The organism is Variovorax robiniae (assembly GCF_037889955.1).
In the GTDB taxonomy this organism is placed as follows: domain Bacteria; phylum Pseudomonadota; class Gammaproteobacteria; order Burkholderiales; family Burkholderiaceae_C; genus Variovorax; species Variovorax robiniae.
This window is the reverse complement of the sequence record NZ_JBBKZS010000048.1, coordinates 1-15,956: the sequence shown is the minus strand read 5'-3', so window position 1 is coordinate 15,956 and position 15,956 is coordinate 1. Positions and strand designations below refer to the sequence as shown.

Genomic DNA, 15,956 nt, shown 5'->3' with positions numbered 1-15,956 from the left:
GAGCAACCCAAACACTAAACTTATGCACAGCCGACCAACGAAAAGTCGGCTTCCACCCCCTGGTCAAAATTCGATCGGCCCGGGTGGTCAATATCGAATCGGCGCCGACAGCGCAGGCCCAAGTACGACGTCTGCCAGCCTTGCATGGCCGCGCTCCTTGACGATTTGGGGGCCGGACACGATACGCCGCGGCGAAGTGAACAGCAATGCTCGCGAAATCAACGACTTACCGCGCACACCCCCACGTCGTTGCTGGCGATCCGATGCGTCACTTTTGACACCGAAAACAAATCGCCCCCGCGAAGGCCCCTGCGTTTCCCGCCTTCTTGTGCACCAGCACGCGTGGAGCCTTTCTTCGCTCCAAGTTCCTGAACGTCAACGAGTTCATTACGATGCAGGATGCCCGTGAGAAGCTGATGGCATGGCAGCATGACTACAACATCATCGTCCACACGGATCACTCGGCCATCTGACCCCGGGCGAGTTCGTCAAAAAGAGGTCAGATCAACAAGCCGGAAGCAGCCCGATTCCAGTTTAGAAGTGACCGGATAAGGGGGAGACGTCACGCGCAACAGCGTCAGTCCAAGTCCACCGGTGTGGTTCATTGTCCGAAGCAGGGCGAACGACTATGGAGAATCGATCAACCACTCCAAGCCCCGAGTCAACGCAATTGTGTCAACATGAAAATCGTGGGGACTTGGGCCCAAGGCGGACACATCTCGCTCCTCCTCGCTCTTGCATAGCAGATACGCGTAACGAAGTCCTGCACTTAGTGAAAGCGAACAGTAGTAGGGAAATTGGTGGTCAGAGGGCAGTAGCTCAAGTACAGAAGTTCCAGGCTTACAGAACACTAGATCAGTCAAGCCAGCCCCATGAGCGCCGACGACGAATCGTGCTTGAGCGAAGTCCTTCCAAGGTGCCACGCTGGTCATCGGGTCGTACAACTCAAATCCATACCTCGCAAGAACAGTGAGGATTTCCGCCTCGTTGCTGGACTTTCGCTGCCCCCTGGCGCGGGTGACGTACAAGGACCTCGTCTGGGGTGCAGTCGCGCCCTCCAGCGCCCGGCGCAAAAATTTGGGCGTCCATTCAGGATAGTTTCTTCGCGTCCCAGGAAAGCTCGGCGCCAACACTCGATCGAAACGACACGCCTCCGCTCCCGCCATTGGCCGCAGAATGCACTTGTCGGTCGGAACGCCGAAACGCTCTAGCCACGCAAGCGTCTTATCGGGCATCGTGCTCGGACAGTAGACATGCTCCACTTCGGACCAATGGAATCCCGCCTGTTCGAACAGATGCAAACGAGGTAGAGCATCTAGCATGAAATGGCCGTAGTTGGACGAACTCCAATCGCTGGCTAACAGGAGACAGGTTCCCGGCACCTTCTCAGGTGCGGGCCACGTTTCTGGCATAGGCATTTCGGACATATCCAGTCCATACCAAGTGTGCTCTGGTAGCAGGCAACAGCCATCTCCCAGCACCCAACCAGATGCTCCCACCAGACTGCCGTGCGGCAAATCAAGAACACCCATCGCAGGCCATTCCTTGGTCATTCGGACGAGCATCGAAGGCGCGAGCTCCCCGATTGCTGTAGGCTGCGCATATGTGCTAGGTCGAGGAGAATAAACGGTTCGCCATTTCGCGAAGCGCATCTGAGCGTACCTATGTGAGGGCATCCAAGTTGGCATTTCCTGCCTCTCAGCCGACGACGAAGCGATGGACGGATGCTTGAGATCTCGCAACCAACCACTCAGTTTTTCAATCATATGGGATGGTACTAGACATGATGGTCGCTCTATAGGCGAAGGAAGGCGCGTCTCCGGAATCGTGGATTGCGCACTCTGAGAGTGTGCCGAGCCACATGCGGCGGGTTTCCCCAGCCGCAAACCATATGGAGACGAGCCATGGACGAGAGTATCAATTTCTTCGTTGGTTTGGATGCCCACAAGGACAGCATTTCGGTTGCCGTGTGTGAGGCTGGGCGAGAGCCGAGCCGTTTCGTCGGCGCCCTGGGGCCCGACGTGCAGGGGCTGATCAAGACGCTGCGCAAGCACGGCCCGGCGCGGCGCGGCACGTGAGCGTGGTCTATGAGGCCGGGCCCACCGGCTATGGGCTGTATCGAGAGCTGAGCCGGCGCGGGCTATCGCTGCGAGATCATCCCCGGTGGGGCAGTTTTCGGCCGGCGCCAACACTGCTGACGACATCCTGGAACGCGTTGAGCGATTTTGTCTCTGGAGTCTGCGAGGTTAGTTAGAGCGCCTCGCGGAGACACATGTATCCCCCGCATACCAGCGAAGCCAAGCAAGCGGCGAGATCTCCTTGGCGCCACTCAAGCCGGATATCGGTGATATTTCCATTCCAGCTGCTCGATTCATCTCTCCGCCACCAATCGTAGCAACGAAAGCCCGCTATAACTTCGGTATCGGGCTTTTCATTAGCCGCAGCGTACCCGCGGCGCAATGTCATGCACGGTGTGTTTGATTCATGTCACGACGGGGCGATTAAGGAGTCAGGCCGATTTTTCCGCCGAGCGACTATGGTGTAGTGGGGAACTTCAACATTTGTCTCAACTCCGATCGCCCCCGCTTCAGTGTGTTCGGCACTTACCTTAAATAGTTGTCGATGCTCGGATCGAACAATGTCCACAAAACCCATCCTAAGAAGGACAGCCTCGACGAGACGCGGCTTTACCTGATACCAAACATATGGGTTGTCCTTGTCAAAATAGATCATTCCGACCAAATCTTCGTTCGTACCATGCATCCAATCCGTTTCCGTCACTACAACTGCATTGTTCGAGATCGCCGCAAGCCCCATTAGCGCGCCAATAGGATCCTGAAGATGCTGCATTACGTTTGCGAGCACGCCGACGTCGAAGCGACCAAGGGCCGACGGAATTCTGTTCGCATGCCCATAGGCGACACGAGCTCTAGAGTTCAGTGCCGCATGTGCCAGCCACCAAGCGTTGCGAATGCGCCTCAATCCATCACGATACTGGTCTTGCGACAAGTATTCCGGACTATGGGGCGGCGCATCATAAGTAAGTTCTTCGGCTAGATCAAATGCGACGACATCGGCCCCGCGGCGCTCCATTTCAAAACAGACAAAACCGTTGGCTGTACCAATCTCCAAGACTCGCTGTCCGGCAAAATCGATATCCCCCAAATAGTTTCGAACATTGCCGCGCAAATCCCACTGTCCTGGCTGGACCCCTATTCCTGGAATATCTATCGTCTGATAAAAGGAGCAGTCGGATAGCAGCGGTGAGCTTGCCGGACGATTGGCGTAGATTTCAGACATCTGTTTGTTCTCCTAAATTCGAGATACTATTTCCAAAAGGATACCCACAAAGTCATGGATATCTGGGTCCCAAGAAACAGCGTCCCAAGCTGCTCGGCCGAGGGGGCCTTATGGCAGCGTACTTCTTGCTGTTGAAAAGCGGGGCGATAGGGTTCGCACCTATTAGAGGGTTTGACATAGCATTCAAGCACGAGGCCAAAGTATCTCAAATTGCGCCGTGTCTGTCCGGTCTTCCCGTCGCTTGACGGCGAAGAAGACCGGACAGACACGACACGCCACCCAATGGGCCATCCGGGGTCAGGCTACCGCCGAGCACGATGTCGATCTGCATGGTGAAATCTATCAGTGGCGATACATATCCTTTATAAAGCGCATCGGGCGCGTGATGCGCCACGACCGCGACGCAAACATGGCTTGCAGTTGCCGCTGAAGATTGGATGCATGTTCCTCGCCCTGCCGCAGTTGTTGGTGCAGCGCCCCGTGCTGAGCCCGCATTGATTGAATTTCGGCTTCCGCTAGTTCAATTTTCGATCGATCCGCCGCTACGGACGCCAAGAGTGCTGCGTGCGTTTTACTTAAAGAGATAAGCTGATCATGCAACTGAGCAATAGATGCGTTTAGACGTCGGTTCGCTTCCCTCATATCGTCCAACGCAAGCCCTTCAATGCGGCGTGCGGCTAACTCAATTTGCAGAGTCTCGACGTGGGCCGTTGCGCTCTCAACTGACCGGACGAGATCTTCGCATCGATTGGAAAGAATTAAATTCGCTTCCGTCATATTTTTTTGCACCACCATATATCGTTCTTCCTCAACTAATCTATTTTTTTCAAGCGATTGAGCGTACTTCACTGCATCAACGCGTGCCAACTCAAGGGAAGTAGCATACTCGGCTGCCTCGCCTAATGATGCAGAGGCTCTTGCCAATTCACTCGTGATCTCTGCTGTCTTTCGTTCGGCATATTTTCTCCCTTGGTCCGCTTGGCGATGAATGCGAGCCAGTGCCCTGATCAGGCGAGCCGGCAGTTCAATCTCTCCTGCCAAATTTCCCCCGATTCGATCGCGTAGTTGGCTTTTGCGAAGTTCCTCGGCCAATACATGTGATTGCAACTCTTGCGAGGACACTGACTTCATCGAAGCAGTCCTATTCCAGAGTACACGCGCGATGCGTGGCAACTCGCCGTTAAGCATTTGCTCGACCGAGCAGGCGTCCTCGGCGCGCCCATAGTGGCTCAATGCACCTTGCAACTTGACTTGGGTGTACTCAGACGTCCAAACAGCCAAACAGGGGACAGCAGCATACAGACCGAACACAATCGGATGGTAGCGCGAGCTAATAATCATGCGCGCTCGGCGAGTCAGCGCGGCAACCTCTCGAGCTTTCATAACTGGCAGCGCAATGAAAATCCCTTCCGGCAAGCGGCTTCCCAGTGCGTTGCCAACGTCCTCGTCGGACCATGGCGAACCCAAGGATGGCGCGGCCTTGGCATGCGGAATGAAGACGAGCCGGCAACGAGTATCGAATGCGATACTTTTCAACTGTTCCGCCAATCGATCCCAAAGAGGGTCGGCCACCGTCGGGTCCGTGATAGGGTGAAACGTTATTGCGATCCAAGGATCCCCTTCGAGGAAAGGCAACGAGGCAGTGACGTCGCTATTGCACTTCAATGCCAAGGCCGCTGCGTCGTCTAGTTGGTAAGAGAGGTTCTCGGGTGGCACCCCTAACTCAACGGCTAGGGCAAACGAATGCTCCTCACGAACGCCGACCCAAGATGCGAGGCCAAGCATTTCCCTTACCATCTCACGGTGACGAGGCTCGAGCGTCGGGCCGATCGTCTGGCCAAGAATAACAATCTTTGCGCCGACGCTTGCAGCGCGTCGGCAGAATGCAAGGCGCTCACAGATAAGATTAGGCCAAGAGCTCGTTAAATTCCCTCCTCCCGAAATGACGAGGCCGTCGGCAGGCGTTGCTAGCCGTTTGAATGCAGCAGGCGCCTCGTCGTCACACATGCACGACATGACGACTAGAAGAGTGTCGCGCTCCTCGTCGTTAATACAACGGTCGAAACCTAGTCGGGGCGCTGTATCAACGCCAATCGCCTCCGAGGTGAAGTTAGGGTCGGCGGATACGACTGTCAGTTGGGCAGACGGGTCGAGTATGCGGAAAAGGTCCAGGTTCGCTTCGAGCATTGCCTCGTCGCCGACGTGATAGCCCTCCCATCCGCCAACGTCGCCGACCAATGTCCAATTCTTCATTCGGTAGTTCCATTCATGCGCGTGTTAAGCGCAGTCAGATTAGAAGATTGCCGGACTTCTCGTGGTGGCCGCGATACATATTAGAAGATCAGATCCCGCGCTCGGTTCAGCTTAAAGGACGCGATCCGACCACTTCGTCGATGCGCCGTGCTAGCCGATTGCTGCACGCTGCAAAGCTGTATTCTTTTTCCAGGAAAGTCTGCGCCACTGCAGCACGCCGTAAAGCCTCTTCCCGGTCGTCCCGCACCCGGCGCATTTGACTGGCTGCATGAGTCTCGTCGGGCTGCGCCCAAACTTGGCCCTCAGAGAAAACATATTCGTCAGGCTTTACAGCCAACATCGTGAAATCGACCGGCCAACCGGTATCATGCGACACGAGTTCCGTCGTGGCCGAATAGTCAGTGGAGATTACGGGCTTTCCGAGCGCCATGGCTTCTGCGACAAGCAAGCCTAGTCCTTCGCTGCGATGCAGCGAAACGACTGCATCGGATGCTGCTATGAGCTCTAACATGTCCGCCCGGTTCAGCGTACCTTCGATCAAAATGACGTCCGGATCCGCGCGCAGACGATCGCGCATATCCTGACCGTGCCTAGGCACTCGGTCGGCGTTTAAGGCTTTGATTACTAGCTTGACATTCGCCCGTTCCTGCTGGTTAAACGCACGCTTGTACGCGCGCATCAGCCCCATCGGATTTTTTCTCTCCGCATATGACAGAAAGTCGAATGCGAAAAAAAAGATGAATGCGTCCGCAGGCAGATCAAACTTGCATCGATCGACGGAGGTCGGCTTGTCGAAGCTCAGCGGCAATGGCATGTGCAACACCGGCTTGGTGAGCTTGGGAGCGAGCATCGCCTGGATAAAGCGGGTTGGCGCCCAGACTTCATCGACAAGGTCGAAAGCAGATAGCCACGCCCCCGGAAATTCTTCCAGCTCCCAAAATGGCATTACCACTCGGTACGCGTCAGATCGCAAACGGGGAGCAAGATCATTCACGACTTGAGGCAATTGGTCGGCATTCACATTAAATATCTGAATCCGCCCATCTGCCAGATCGGCGAACGTATGCTCCAACGAAGAGGTGTCGATGACTTGTGAATGAGAGTTGAGATTGACGGGGAGTCCGCGTGCGTTCACACCTACATCCCTCAAGGCTCCGAGAATCTGGCGCCCCACCTCGCCAACCCCGAGAGCTAGACGAAGATAACCCACCACGGATACGTCGGCCTCGGATTCACTGCGGCGTGAGGGAGGTGGTCGTCGCAGCGCTGCAGCCGGTGACACCCGCGCCGCCTGCAACGCAACCGGTTCAACCAACCGTCGGTCTTTAACTAACGTATGGCCATGCTTGATATACCAATCTTGGAACGCCTTGGCACTCGCATGTCCTGACCGGGGGAACGCTGCCTGCAACCAAGAAGTGCGCTCATGCATGTAGTTCATTAGATTGGTGATCGACGCGTCCGGCGAGCCGAAACCATGCACGTGGGGCAAATGAAGAAACTCTTCGTAAGTCTCAAACGGATCGCCAATCCAGAGAAGATGCGTCTCCCGAAACATGTGCCGTATAAGCGTCGGTATATGCGCCCCCGAAGCGAAGCGGCCAAAGGCGTAATCGCCATCGGGATAGTTGCCGAATCCGTTTGCCAACAATTGCGACCTGTAGTGCGTAAGGAGTGAACGCAGAGGCGCACCAATTTCGGTGCCGCGAAACGCCGCCGAGTGCTTCGACAGGCGGTTTGTGTCTGTCAGCGAGATGCCACTAAAATGAAAGAAGCACAATGGGCGACCATTCACAGTCCACTCGCCATTAAAACCGTCCAACGCGCGCTGATGAAGGTTCCAGTAGGCAACGTTGTAACTGGCATCCCGTAGAATCTTTGCGCCATCGGCAAATCCAGGTATAAGGTCCATGAACTTTTGGTCCACAAAAATACCGCTCGCCTGATCGTTGATGCATTGGTACATCAAACGTCTTGACCACCATCGAAGAATATGGTTCGTCTCATGGCTGGCACCAACGGCCAAGAATCCAAGATTGTAGATGCCGGCGCGCATGATGCCTACATCGTCAGGGTACATGTCCCGCTCCGCTGGCCTCGTGAGGTGGGGTGTCAGCACGAAAGACGCTCCTTCGTCGAGCAAAGAGCACACTTCCTCGAGTCTCCTGAATACTTCAATGTCGGGGTCGAAATAGATGACGCTGCGGTGTTCCTTTTCAAGCAAATGACGGAACATAAATGGCTTTAGTGCTGTATTGAATTCCATCACGTCATAGCGAAACGCGAAGCTCTTGAAGTCTGGTATATCCAAGTCCTCGGCCAGCACAATTTCGACATTGTCCGGGTAAAAGGCTCGCTCTGATGAAATTTTGTCCGCAAGGCAGAGATAGAAGGTTGCTTCAGGATGATGGCGCTTCGCACTCGTCAACAGCACTTTCGCCATTGCGACATAGTTGTTGGAGCAAATCGTAAAAATTGCGCGACTTGAATCGGACATTGCTAATGATGAGGGAAATTTAAAATGAATGAACCAAGTACCCAGCACTAGTCGCAAGATGCGCTTTGCGTCAGTTGCATTGAACCAAAATGAAGTACGGCGATTAAACGGATGAGAACCCCATGAGGCGATTGAGCACAAGTGCCACACATGCCATGTTGGTGAGCATGGCGATCACAAATATGCCTTTGAGACAAAAGCGAATGAAATCAAACGAGGATTTTCCGGGGGAATGCAATGCGTGCCGAAACGGGTCCGCTGGCCGGTGAAGCGCGGGCATTCCTCTGACAATAACGCCACCAACGGGAGGCATCGCAACTCTTGTTGTCTATTAGACATCGAGGTCCTTTTGAACTGGGGCCCAATAGTCGCGAAGTATGCCTAGCCCAAGGTCGGTGGAGCAATTTGGTCGAGTCAGGCCTATCGCGCGTTTGACGGATAGGGGCAACTTCGGACTTTTTTCGGCAGTTCATCGCCAGATGCCATGCAGTGTAGTAATCCTAGTTCTTCCGCACTTGATGTAGATCAAGGTTAATGTCCCAGCAGGTAATACTGTAAGTGTTCTTTCTCTCGCTCTCATCGGGTGGTCCTCGTGAAGTCCGGATAAATTAGAGGGTTTCGAAAAGCCCTGCCGAGGCGTGGCAAGCGCGACGTTTGATGTCGCTCAGCAAGTGGCGAGACTGTAGAAACGGTCGGCGTCGGACTGAAGTTGGACTCAGAGCACGTTGCCCCATCCGCCCGTACGGCGTTGGACTTAAGTGATCTCGGCCATCCACAGTGCGAAAGCGAACCATCGAGCACGTGTTCGGGTGCTGTTGCAAGGTACTCTGAAGGTCAAATGTTGACAGGTAGGAAGACGCGGATGGACGAGACGTACATCAAGTTTTCTGGCCAGTGGAAGTATCTTTACCGGGCCGTCGATCGCGACGGCGATACGACTTCCTGATTCGTGCCAATAGAGACCACGCAACCGCACGAAGCTTCTTTGAACAGGCCATCGGCCTGCACGGCGTGCCCGAGAAGATCACCATTGACAAGAGCGGCGCCAACACGGCCCAGCCCCAAGGTTTCAATGCATGGCTGCCCGTCGACGTCCAGCGTCAGCAGCGATACCTCGGACTTGCCGGAGCCATCGGAGATGGCAAGACTGACTCTGATCTGCATGGCCAAGGATTCGCCGCCACATGTTAGCGACCGCACACCCAATCGGTTGAATCGCTCTCCTGGCGGAGATCGACTGGCGTTGTCCGGGAAGTTCGAGGACCGCGGTCCTGCCTCGCGCCGCCCAGGTCTTGCCATTTGTCTGAGCGAAAGCCCGACTCGCCCCTGCTTCCGCAGGTACAAATCGCGCTTCATGCCGTGCGCGGGGTGCTCAACTCCCACGCCGTCCTCGCTCCGGGTTCGGCGAGATAGCGAAGTCGCTTTGCTTCCTGACGACCAATGGTCACAGTGTGCAAGACGATGCCGCTGACGAAGGAAAGCATTGCACCCAGCATGATGCCTACCGACAACACCGCCGTCGGCAAGCGTGGCACGAGGCCGGTATGCAACCAAGTGGTCAGGAGTGGCGCTGCGAGTCCAAGAGCGGCGAGTGCCAAGATGAGAGCCATGATCGTGAAGAAACTCAGCGGGCGCTCACTGACATATAGCTTGCTGATTGTGCGAAGGATGCGCCAGCCGTCACGGTAGGTTGAGAGCTTGCTTTCCGATCCTTGGAGGCGCGAGCGATACGTAAGAGGTCGTTCTGCGTAAGGCATGCGCAACTCCAGCGCATGCACTGTCAGTTCGGTCTCGATCTCGAAGCCAGTGGCCAATGCGGGAAACGACTTGACATAGCGACGCGAGAAGATGCGGTAGCCGGAGAGCATATCGGTGAAGTCGCCGCCGAATAGGCGCGCCACCGAATTCGTCAACAGGTGATTTCCGAAACGATGGCCGCGCCGGTAGGTCTGCGCGTCCTGTTGGTCGTCGACACGGCTCCCCACCACCATGTCAAGGTTCTCGCGCACGAGCAGCGCAATCAGCTTTCGCGTTTCGGACATGTCGTATGTTGCGTCGCCGTCGGTCATGACGTAAATGTCGGCATCCAGGTCTGCAAACATGCGCCGCACTACGTTGCCTTTGCCGCGCAGCCGTACGTGCGTGACCTGTGCGCCGGCCGCACGCGCCACCGAGGCCGTACCGTCGCTGGAATTGTTGTCCATCACGTGAATGCGTGCCTCAGGCACCACCGAGCGGCATTCCGCGACCACCTGTGCGATGGCAAGCGCCTCATTGTAACAGGGGATTGCGAAGGCGATTTGCAACGATCGCAGATCTTCAGTCTCAGTCATTTAATGCTCTCAGAAAATGCAAAGGGGCGCGTGGCCTGAAAAGGACGAAAGGGGTCGTTTGTATCAAAAAGCACGGGATCAGGCGAATTGCCAGCGTCTGGTCGCCTGCGCGGCGAGGAGGGTGAGCGTCATGGCGGGAGTTCTTGAGCGCAGGGATCCTGCTTGTAATCGTCGTTGCCGATTACCAAGGCCCAGACGATCCGCTGCGTGAGTGTCAAAGATGCTCATGCCCAACAGTAGGGCCAGCTATACCCATTGGCGGGCGCTCGCGCACGGTGGCAGCAACTCAGGAAATGAGGCAGCTGGCCTTGACGCGAAGCGCCCTGCCGCGATTTAGTCCCAAGAGTCATCCTTGACGCACTGGATCGCAGCGGTTTCGTTCAATGCGCACTTCACCCGGGGCCGGACCATGAAAGTGTTTGAAGGTCCAGTGTACACAGACCCTGGATGCGGTGTGTCGCGACGTATGCTTGAACTCGCTCCGCATAGTCACCATTCGCGGGGGCGCTGAATTTCCACTCCGGCGGGACAAAGCTTGCCATGCCATTGATAGTGGGGTGCCCTATGTACTCGGCGATCAACATCGCATCGACGTTGTGGCTATAAACGGCATCCACCTCCGGCGCGGCTGCCAGTGGTCCAGGGCGGACGTTGGTTACGGCGAAAACGATGCAACCTTTCGGGAAAGGGGGCACGCCCTGCAGCCGCGCCATCTCCGTTGCCGGGACAAGGCCTATGGGAAAACCAAGATTGATCTCCTCGGCAACCAAGAGTATGGCGAGGAAAGGGAGCAGCAACCGTCCACGGCCGGTGAAGCGGGCGTTCAGCCAAACCATCACGACTGCCACGACCGGGCCGACCAAGAACATCTGGTAGCGTGCGATCACCCGTATTGCGGCCGCGCCAGGGATGTACGCATGAATCCACTGCCAGGGCGTAAAGGGGCCAAAATGCAGGGAAAGCAGCCACGAAATGGCCGCCGCTGCAGCGACGCTGCGGGCCAACACCTGTTTCCTTCCAGCTTGCGTGCACCACAGCCAGGATGTCGCGCCAACGAACAAGGCGATAAGAACCGGGGGCAGGCCGGACGCGCGCGGACCTTCAAGGGGCATGTCTGGCCGAAGCCTGGCGTTGATCCAGACATTCGCTTTCCCGAATAGCCAGTTGTTCGGTCCGACGTTGAACGTATCGAAGATCGAAGGAGAGAAGGTTAGCGCTTCCGCGAAGGGGTGCATACCGGTCTCCCTCGCTTTCGGGAGGTAGACCATTACGAACGGCAGGAGTCCGGCCACCAGGATCGCAGCCCCCACGACTACAGGAACGGCGAAGCGGGTTCGGTCAAACCAGATCCGACGCAGCGCCGCAGGATCGGCGACGCAATACAGGAGGGACGCTAGGCCGCAAAAGAAAGCGAAGAACCAAGCCGTGTAAAAAGCGGTGAGAACCCAAGCACTGTACCAGAAGGCCGAAAGAGCGCACCAGAGGACCCCCGAGCGCGTCATTCCGGCGCGGCAGGCCCGATGAGCGTGGAACAGAAATGCGGCCATGACCGGGGCAAATCCGACAGTGAACAGCTGAGCATGAATGGCCTCCATGAAGCTGTTATTGCTGACCGTAAACACAGTCGCACCCAGAAGACAGAGCCAGGTGGGAATCAGAAAAATCGATCGGATTGCCCAATACAGCCCTAGAAAGCCAATCGATTTGACGATGACGTTGACCATCTCAGAAGAGAGGAATGGATCGACACCGAATTGACGAATTGCAGAATATATCACACCATATAAGAAGTAACCATCATTGTATCCCAGCGATCCGGAATACGGGTAGAAGTAGTTCGTTGTATGCCATAAGGAGTTACCAAGGAACACATTGTACCAGTGCTCGAGAATGGCGACTTCTATGGCTCCATCCGTCCTGTCCCCGAATAGCATGGTCCAATGGTTTGCAAATTGCAGGCGAAAGAATATGAAATCCGCGCCCGCTAAAACGGCGACAACAAAAATGCAATTTGCCGTCTTATACCAAAAAACTCGAAAATCGCGCTCAAATCGGATACGCATATTCCCTCATCCGGGCAAACTATGACTCATCGGGGTTGCGATGCCTTCGATGAAGATCTCGATGTGTACCCGACCACGCTGCCGAGCATAACCACGTTCAGGCGATTCTCGAGCTGATGCTGCTGGCCCCCTGCGACTTGTGGGCGCCCTTGCTATTGGCCGAGATCGTCAACGCGATCTTGTGCTTCGTGGCGGCGTTCGCTCGTGGCTGCTGTCTGGGAGTCTGGGAGCTTTCCACTCTGGTGGGCTTCTCGGCCAGGCGAAATGTGATCGCCTGGAATCGTGCCTCCTACTTCAACCACTCATGAACTGCCCCGCTCGCCCCCGAGCATCGGGCGCGACATCATTGCAGGTGAGACTGGCGCCGCTGGCCGACAGCGTCGACAACATCTCCGGGGAGGCCGGCCATGACGCGTGATGTGACGCTCGAGATCAAACAGCTTCGCCTTCACGGCATGGCAGGCGCATGGGGCGATCTGGCGCAGCTTTGAACGCAGGGCTGGACTCCGCGCGCTGGCTGATCGAGCATCTGCTACAGGCCGAGGGCACCGACCGCGCGATGCGCTCGGTCAGCCACCAGATGCACGCAGCGAAGTTCCCGGTGCATCGCGACCTGGGCAGGGTTCGACTTCGAGCACCAGCGTTGCGATCACGACCAACCTCGTCTTCAGCGAATGGTCCAGCGTGCTCGGCGACCCGAAGATGACCACCGCGCTGCTGGACCGACTCACGCATCACTGCCAAACCGTGGAGACCGGCAACGGGTCGATCCGCTTCAACAAGAGCACGGCCGAGGCCAAGAACGCATCAGGGCTCCCAAGCAGGCGCGCAAGGGGCGGCATGCAAGAGCTGCCACACAGGACGACATCTAACGTGCTCGCCGCGCGGAGGAATCCGCTCCGGGCAAAGCCGTGGGCGGCTTCCCCCGCACGATCAACCCAGCATCAACGAAACAGGGCACGGCCTACATTTATCCACAGCCGACCATTAAAAAAATGCAGGTGGTGAGCCATTTCTTATTCGGGGCAGCAGCCGTGAAGTCGCGGTTGACGAGGTTTTCTGGCGCCGGGCTCATCTCTCCTAGGTAGGTAGGAGCCATACCAGGGCCGTTTCGGCTTTGCGACGACCAGACACTCCTGCTTCATCTTGCTGGTTTTTTTCAAGGCGACCAGTGCCAATTTTGCGAGTAAATGCGGTTACCCCAATAAGTACATCTTTTATTAAGATGGCCTTCGAAGCCAGCCGACAAATCGATCAAGGACCTTGACAACAAAGCGGTTTTTGAACGCCGCAAGTTCCGTTTGAAGCTCGGAAATGAGAACACGAAGCTGTTCGCCCTCTGCTTCCGCATTGGCAAGATCTGCCTGCGACTGACCGCGCACCTCGTCCAGTTCGGTTTGAGACTCGCCGCGCACCTTGGTGAGCTCGGTCTGCAAGTCCCTGCGCGCCGTGGCAAGCTCATCGTGCGCTGCGCGCAGATGCTCATTTTCTTTCCTTACCTGACCGAGCAGTTGCTGTGTTAAGCGCCCTGAGTCTTCAAGCTGAGCCACGCGCAGGTTGGCTTGTGCTCGCTCATTCTCCGTGCGCTCGACGATGTCTTCGAGCTCCTTCATAGACTGCGCTAAGACGTTCGCAGAGGGTTCAAAGGAGGAAGAAGGAAGCGATGCGAGGTAGGACTTGCCCCGAGAAGGCTGATCGCTATTCGCAATCATCCACAAGGGCGGCACTGCGTGCACGATCTGGTCATCGCCAGCAAAATACATAGCCGCCTGCGACACATTAGATGCGCCGCAAACCAAATGGGTGCATCGCGAAAGGAGGAGCGCGTCGACCAAGACTTCAAGTCCAAGTCGATAGCGATGCAGATGGCGCTCGCTTGCATCGAACAGCCATTCATACGACCGATAATCTGGGATCGGTTGAGTGGCTGCACTGCGATGCGCAGGCATCGTGAACAGCCTGAGACCGAACTGCTTCTCGAAAATCTCCACCGTGTGCTGCTCGTCGGTCGCCAAGACAATTTTGGCGAAGGAATATCGATTGTCTAGCAGTACCGCCTGTTCCAAATAAGCTGCGGGCAATGCTGGAGCGGGGTGATTTGCAAAACGCCCGTGTCGCAAATCGGTGCCACGCACATGGACACCGATGCAACGACTACCTAAGTCTGCAGGAAGCAGCGCCTCGAGTTGCCCTTGAATTTCTGCCTTGACCTTTATGTAATTTCGAACGAGCTCACGTCCCAGCGCCAGAGTCTCGGGAGGCGGCGCAATCAGCGTGAAGCAAGTTGTGAATGGCCCCCTACTAACGATGCCTCCGCTATCGAACGGGGCCTGCGAAAGCGCGTCTGCAAGTGAAAGCGCCGCCGGCTGTTCGAAGTAATACTCCCATGCGTTTTTTGTGCCATGCACCGGTACATCTTCGTTGTAACGAGTGATGTAGCGTTCCATATCTACTACAGGGACAAGTTGTCGGCGACGAGCGTCGAACAAGCCTTCGAGCACCACCGAAAAATTGGACCAGAAACCCCAACCAGGGGGCTCTCTGTAAATGATATAAGGACGGGGATCTTCAGTCGAATTGGCGATGCTTGCTGGCGGCATAGGTTTTCAATGATTCGGTTTCACCGATTTCAGTCGGTCGTGGCGATAGAACATTTGCAGACAATTGCTAAGTAAATGCCGGTCTTCGCGAGCGCAATGGCGCTACACGCGACCTGAACCGATAAATCCTCGTGCTCCCGACACGACCGGCGACGAACGCATCTGGAACGGAATTGGCACCGAACTATTTGTAATCGCAGTTGCCAAGCTTCTTTGCATTCGCGATGGTTTCCGCGCGAATGATGAAGTTGCCTCGCGTGGCGCCGTGCTGACGCAGGGAATAGCAGTCCGCCACCTCGGCGCTTTTCCCGCGTTGCGCGTCAACGTACGCGCGTCGTTCGGCCAGAACTTGCCTTTGGATCGCCCTAGAGGCCTCCAGCTCTGCCATTCCTTTGGCTTTGCGTTCCGCAAACGCCTCCTGCTCCTTGAGCAAGTCAGCTTTCTTCTGGCGTAGCCTGAGTCGTCAGGAAGCAGCGTGTAAATCTGCAGCCGACGCTCCTCGCTCAGCGAGGACTCGTGCGCAAGCTCGGCCTGCACCGGTGAATAGAGTGCTGTCCAACGCATCCTGGCGAGATCGGGATCCTTAGTGACCTGATAGTAGTCGTTCGAAAGCCGCAACGCGCCATAGAAGTCATTGGCGTCCAGCATCTTCTGAATCTCGGCGAGTACCGAATCCTTATTCTCCCGAAAGTATTCCAAGCGCTTCCGCAGTGCCTGCTCCGCGGGGTCCGCCCTTTGCTGAGCTTCACGATTGACGGCTGCCCGTTCTCTAGTCGCGAGGTAAGAGGCGATGGGGTACCGGCGCGCGTCAAGGTAGTTGTCGCCTCGATCATGCAGCCAGGGGCTGTATGTTCGATGCCCTCGACTGTTTCTGAACGATGCAGTCCCGTTCGGGGTTGAGGGTCACAGC

8 protein-coding genes and 4 pseudogenes are annotated in these 15,956 nt (G+C 56.2%); 3 read left to right on the top strand and 9 right to left on the bottom strand.

Features of this window, described 5'->3' with window-relative positions:
- Nucleotides 1-626 precede the first annotated feature (626 nt).
- Entirely contained in the window at nucleotides 627-1,322 is a 696-nt protein-coding gene (locus WKW79_RS37185) for a glycosyltransferase family 61 protein (RefSeq protein ID WP_422824036.1), read from the bottom strand.
- A 582-nt stretch (nucleotides 1,323-1,904) separates the two neighbouring features.
- Between WKW79_RS37185 and WKW79_RS35985 the strand changes: the two are divergent.
- A pseudogene (locus tag WKW79_RS35985) lies at nucleotides 1,905-2,159 on the top strand (IS110-like element ISCARN28 family transposase); the annotation flags it as partial.
- A 328-nt stretch (nucleotides 2,160-2,487) separates the two neighbouring features.
- Here the strand turns inward: WKW79_RS35985 and WKW79_RS35980 are convergent.
- From WKW79_RS35980 to WKW79_RS35970, 3 genes are all read right to left on the bottom strand, one after another.
- Nucleotides 2,488-3,300 carry a class I SAM-dependent methyltransferase gene (locus tag WKW79_RS35980; RefSeq protein ID WP_340340023.1) on the bottom strand — a complete coding sequence of 271 codons (813 nt, stop codon included), beginning with the start codon at nucleotides 3,298-3,300 and terminating at the stop codon, nucleotides 2,488-2,490.
- A gap of 342 nt (nucleotides 3,301-3,642) precedes the next feature.
- Nucleotides 3,643-5,553 carry a polysaccharide pyruvyl transferase family protein gene (locus tag WKW79_RS35975; RefSeq protein ID WP_340340022.1) on the bottom strand — a complete coding sequence of 637 codons (1,911 nt, stop codon included), beginning with the start codon at nucleotides 5,551-5,553 and terminating at the stop codon, nucleotides 3,643-3,645.
- Between the two features lie 106 nt (nucleotides 5,554-5,659).
- A complete protein-coding gene (locus tag WKW79_RS35970) occupies nucleotides 5,660-7,996 on the bottom strand; it encodes a glycosyltransferase (RefSeq protein WP_340340021.1) in 2,337 nt (778 codons plus the stop codon).
- A 901-nt stretch (nucleotides 7,997-8,897) separates the two neighbouring features.
- Here WKW79_RS35970 and WKW79_RS35965 point away from each other — a divergent pair.
- Nucleotides 8,898-9,166 (top strand): annotated as a pseudogene (locus tag WKW79_RS35965) (DDE-type integrase/transposase/recombinase); the annotation flags it as partial.
- Nucleotides 9,167-9,402: 236 nt separating this feature from the next.
- Here the strand turns inward: WKW79_RS35965 and WKW79_RS35955 are convergent.
- Nucleotides 9,403-10,383 (bottom strand): glycosyltransferase family 2 protein, encoded by a 981-nt coding sequence (locus WKW79_RS35955; RefSeq protein ID WP_340340020.1) that lies wholly within the window; start codon nucleotides 10,381-10,383, stop codon nucleotides 9,403-9,405.
- 392 nt (nucleotides 10,384-10,775) lie between these two features.
- Complete coding sequence (locus WKW79_RS35950) at nucleotides 10,776-12,446, bottom strand: hypothetical protein (RefSeq protein WP_340340019.1); 1,671 nt, start codon at nucleotides 12,444-12,446, stop codon at nucleotides 10,776-10,778.
- A gap of 407 nt (nucleotides 12,447-12,853) precedes the next feature.
- Here WKW79_RS35950 and WKW79_RS37225 point away from each other — a divergent pair.
- Nucleotides 12,854-13,318 (top strand): annotated as a pseudogene (locus tag WKW79_RS37225) (ATP-binding protein).
- Nucleotides 13,319-13,419: 101 nt separating this feature from the next.
- Here the strand turns inward: WKW79_RS37225 and WKW79_RS37170 are convergent.
- From WKW79_RS37170 to WKW79_RS35935, 3 genes and pseudogenes are all read right to left on the bottom strand, one after another.
- Nucleotides 13,420-13,591: pseudogene (locus WKW79_RS37170) on the bottom strand (IS3 family transposase); the annotation flags it as partial.
- A 75-nt stretch (nucleotides 13,592-13,666) separates the two neighbouring features.
- Nucleotides 13,667-15,046 (bottom strand): hypothetical protein, encoded by a 1,380-nt coding sequence (locus WKW79_RS35940; protein ID WP_340340018.1) that lies wholly within the window; start codon nucleotides 15,044-15,046, stop codon nucleotides 13,667-13,669.
- A gap of 184 nt (nucleotides 15,047-15,230) precedes the next feature.
- Nucleotides 15,231-15,479, bottom strand: coding sequence for a hypothetical protein (locus tag WKW79_RS35935; protein ID WP_340340017.1), 249 nt, complete (start codon nucleotides 15,477-15,479; stop codon nucleotides 15,231-15,233).
- Between the last annotated feature and the right edge of the window lie 477 nt (nucleotides 15,480-15,956).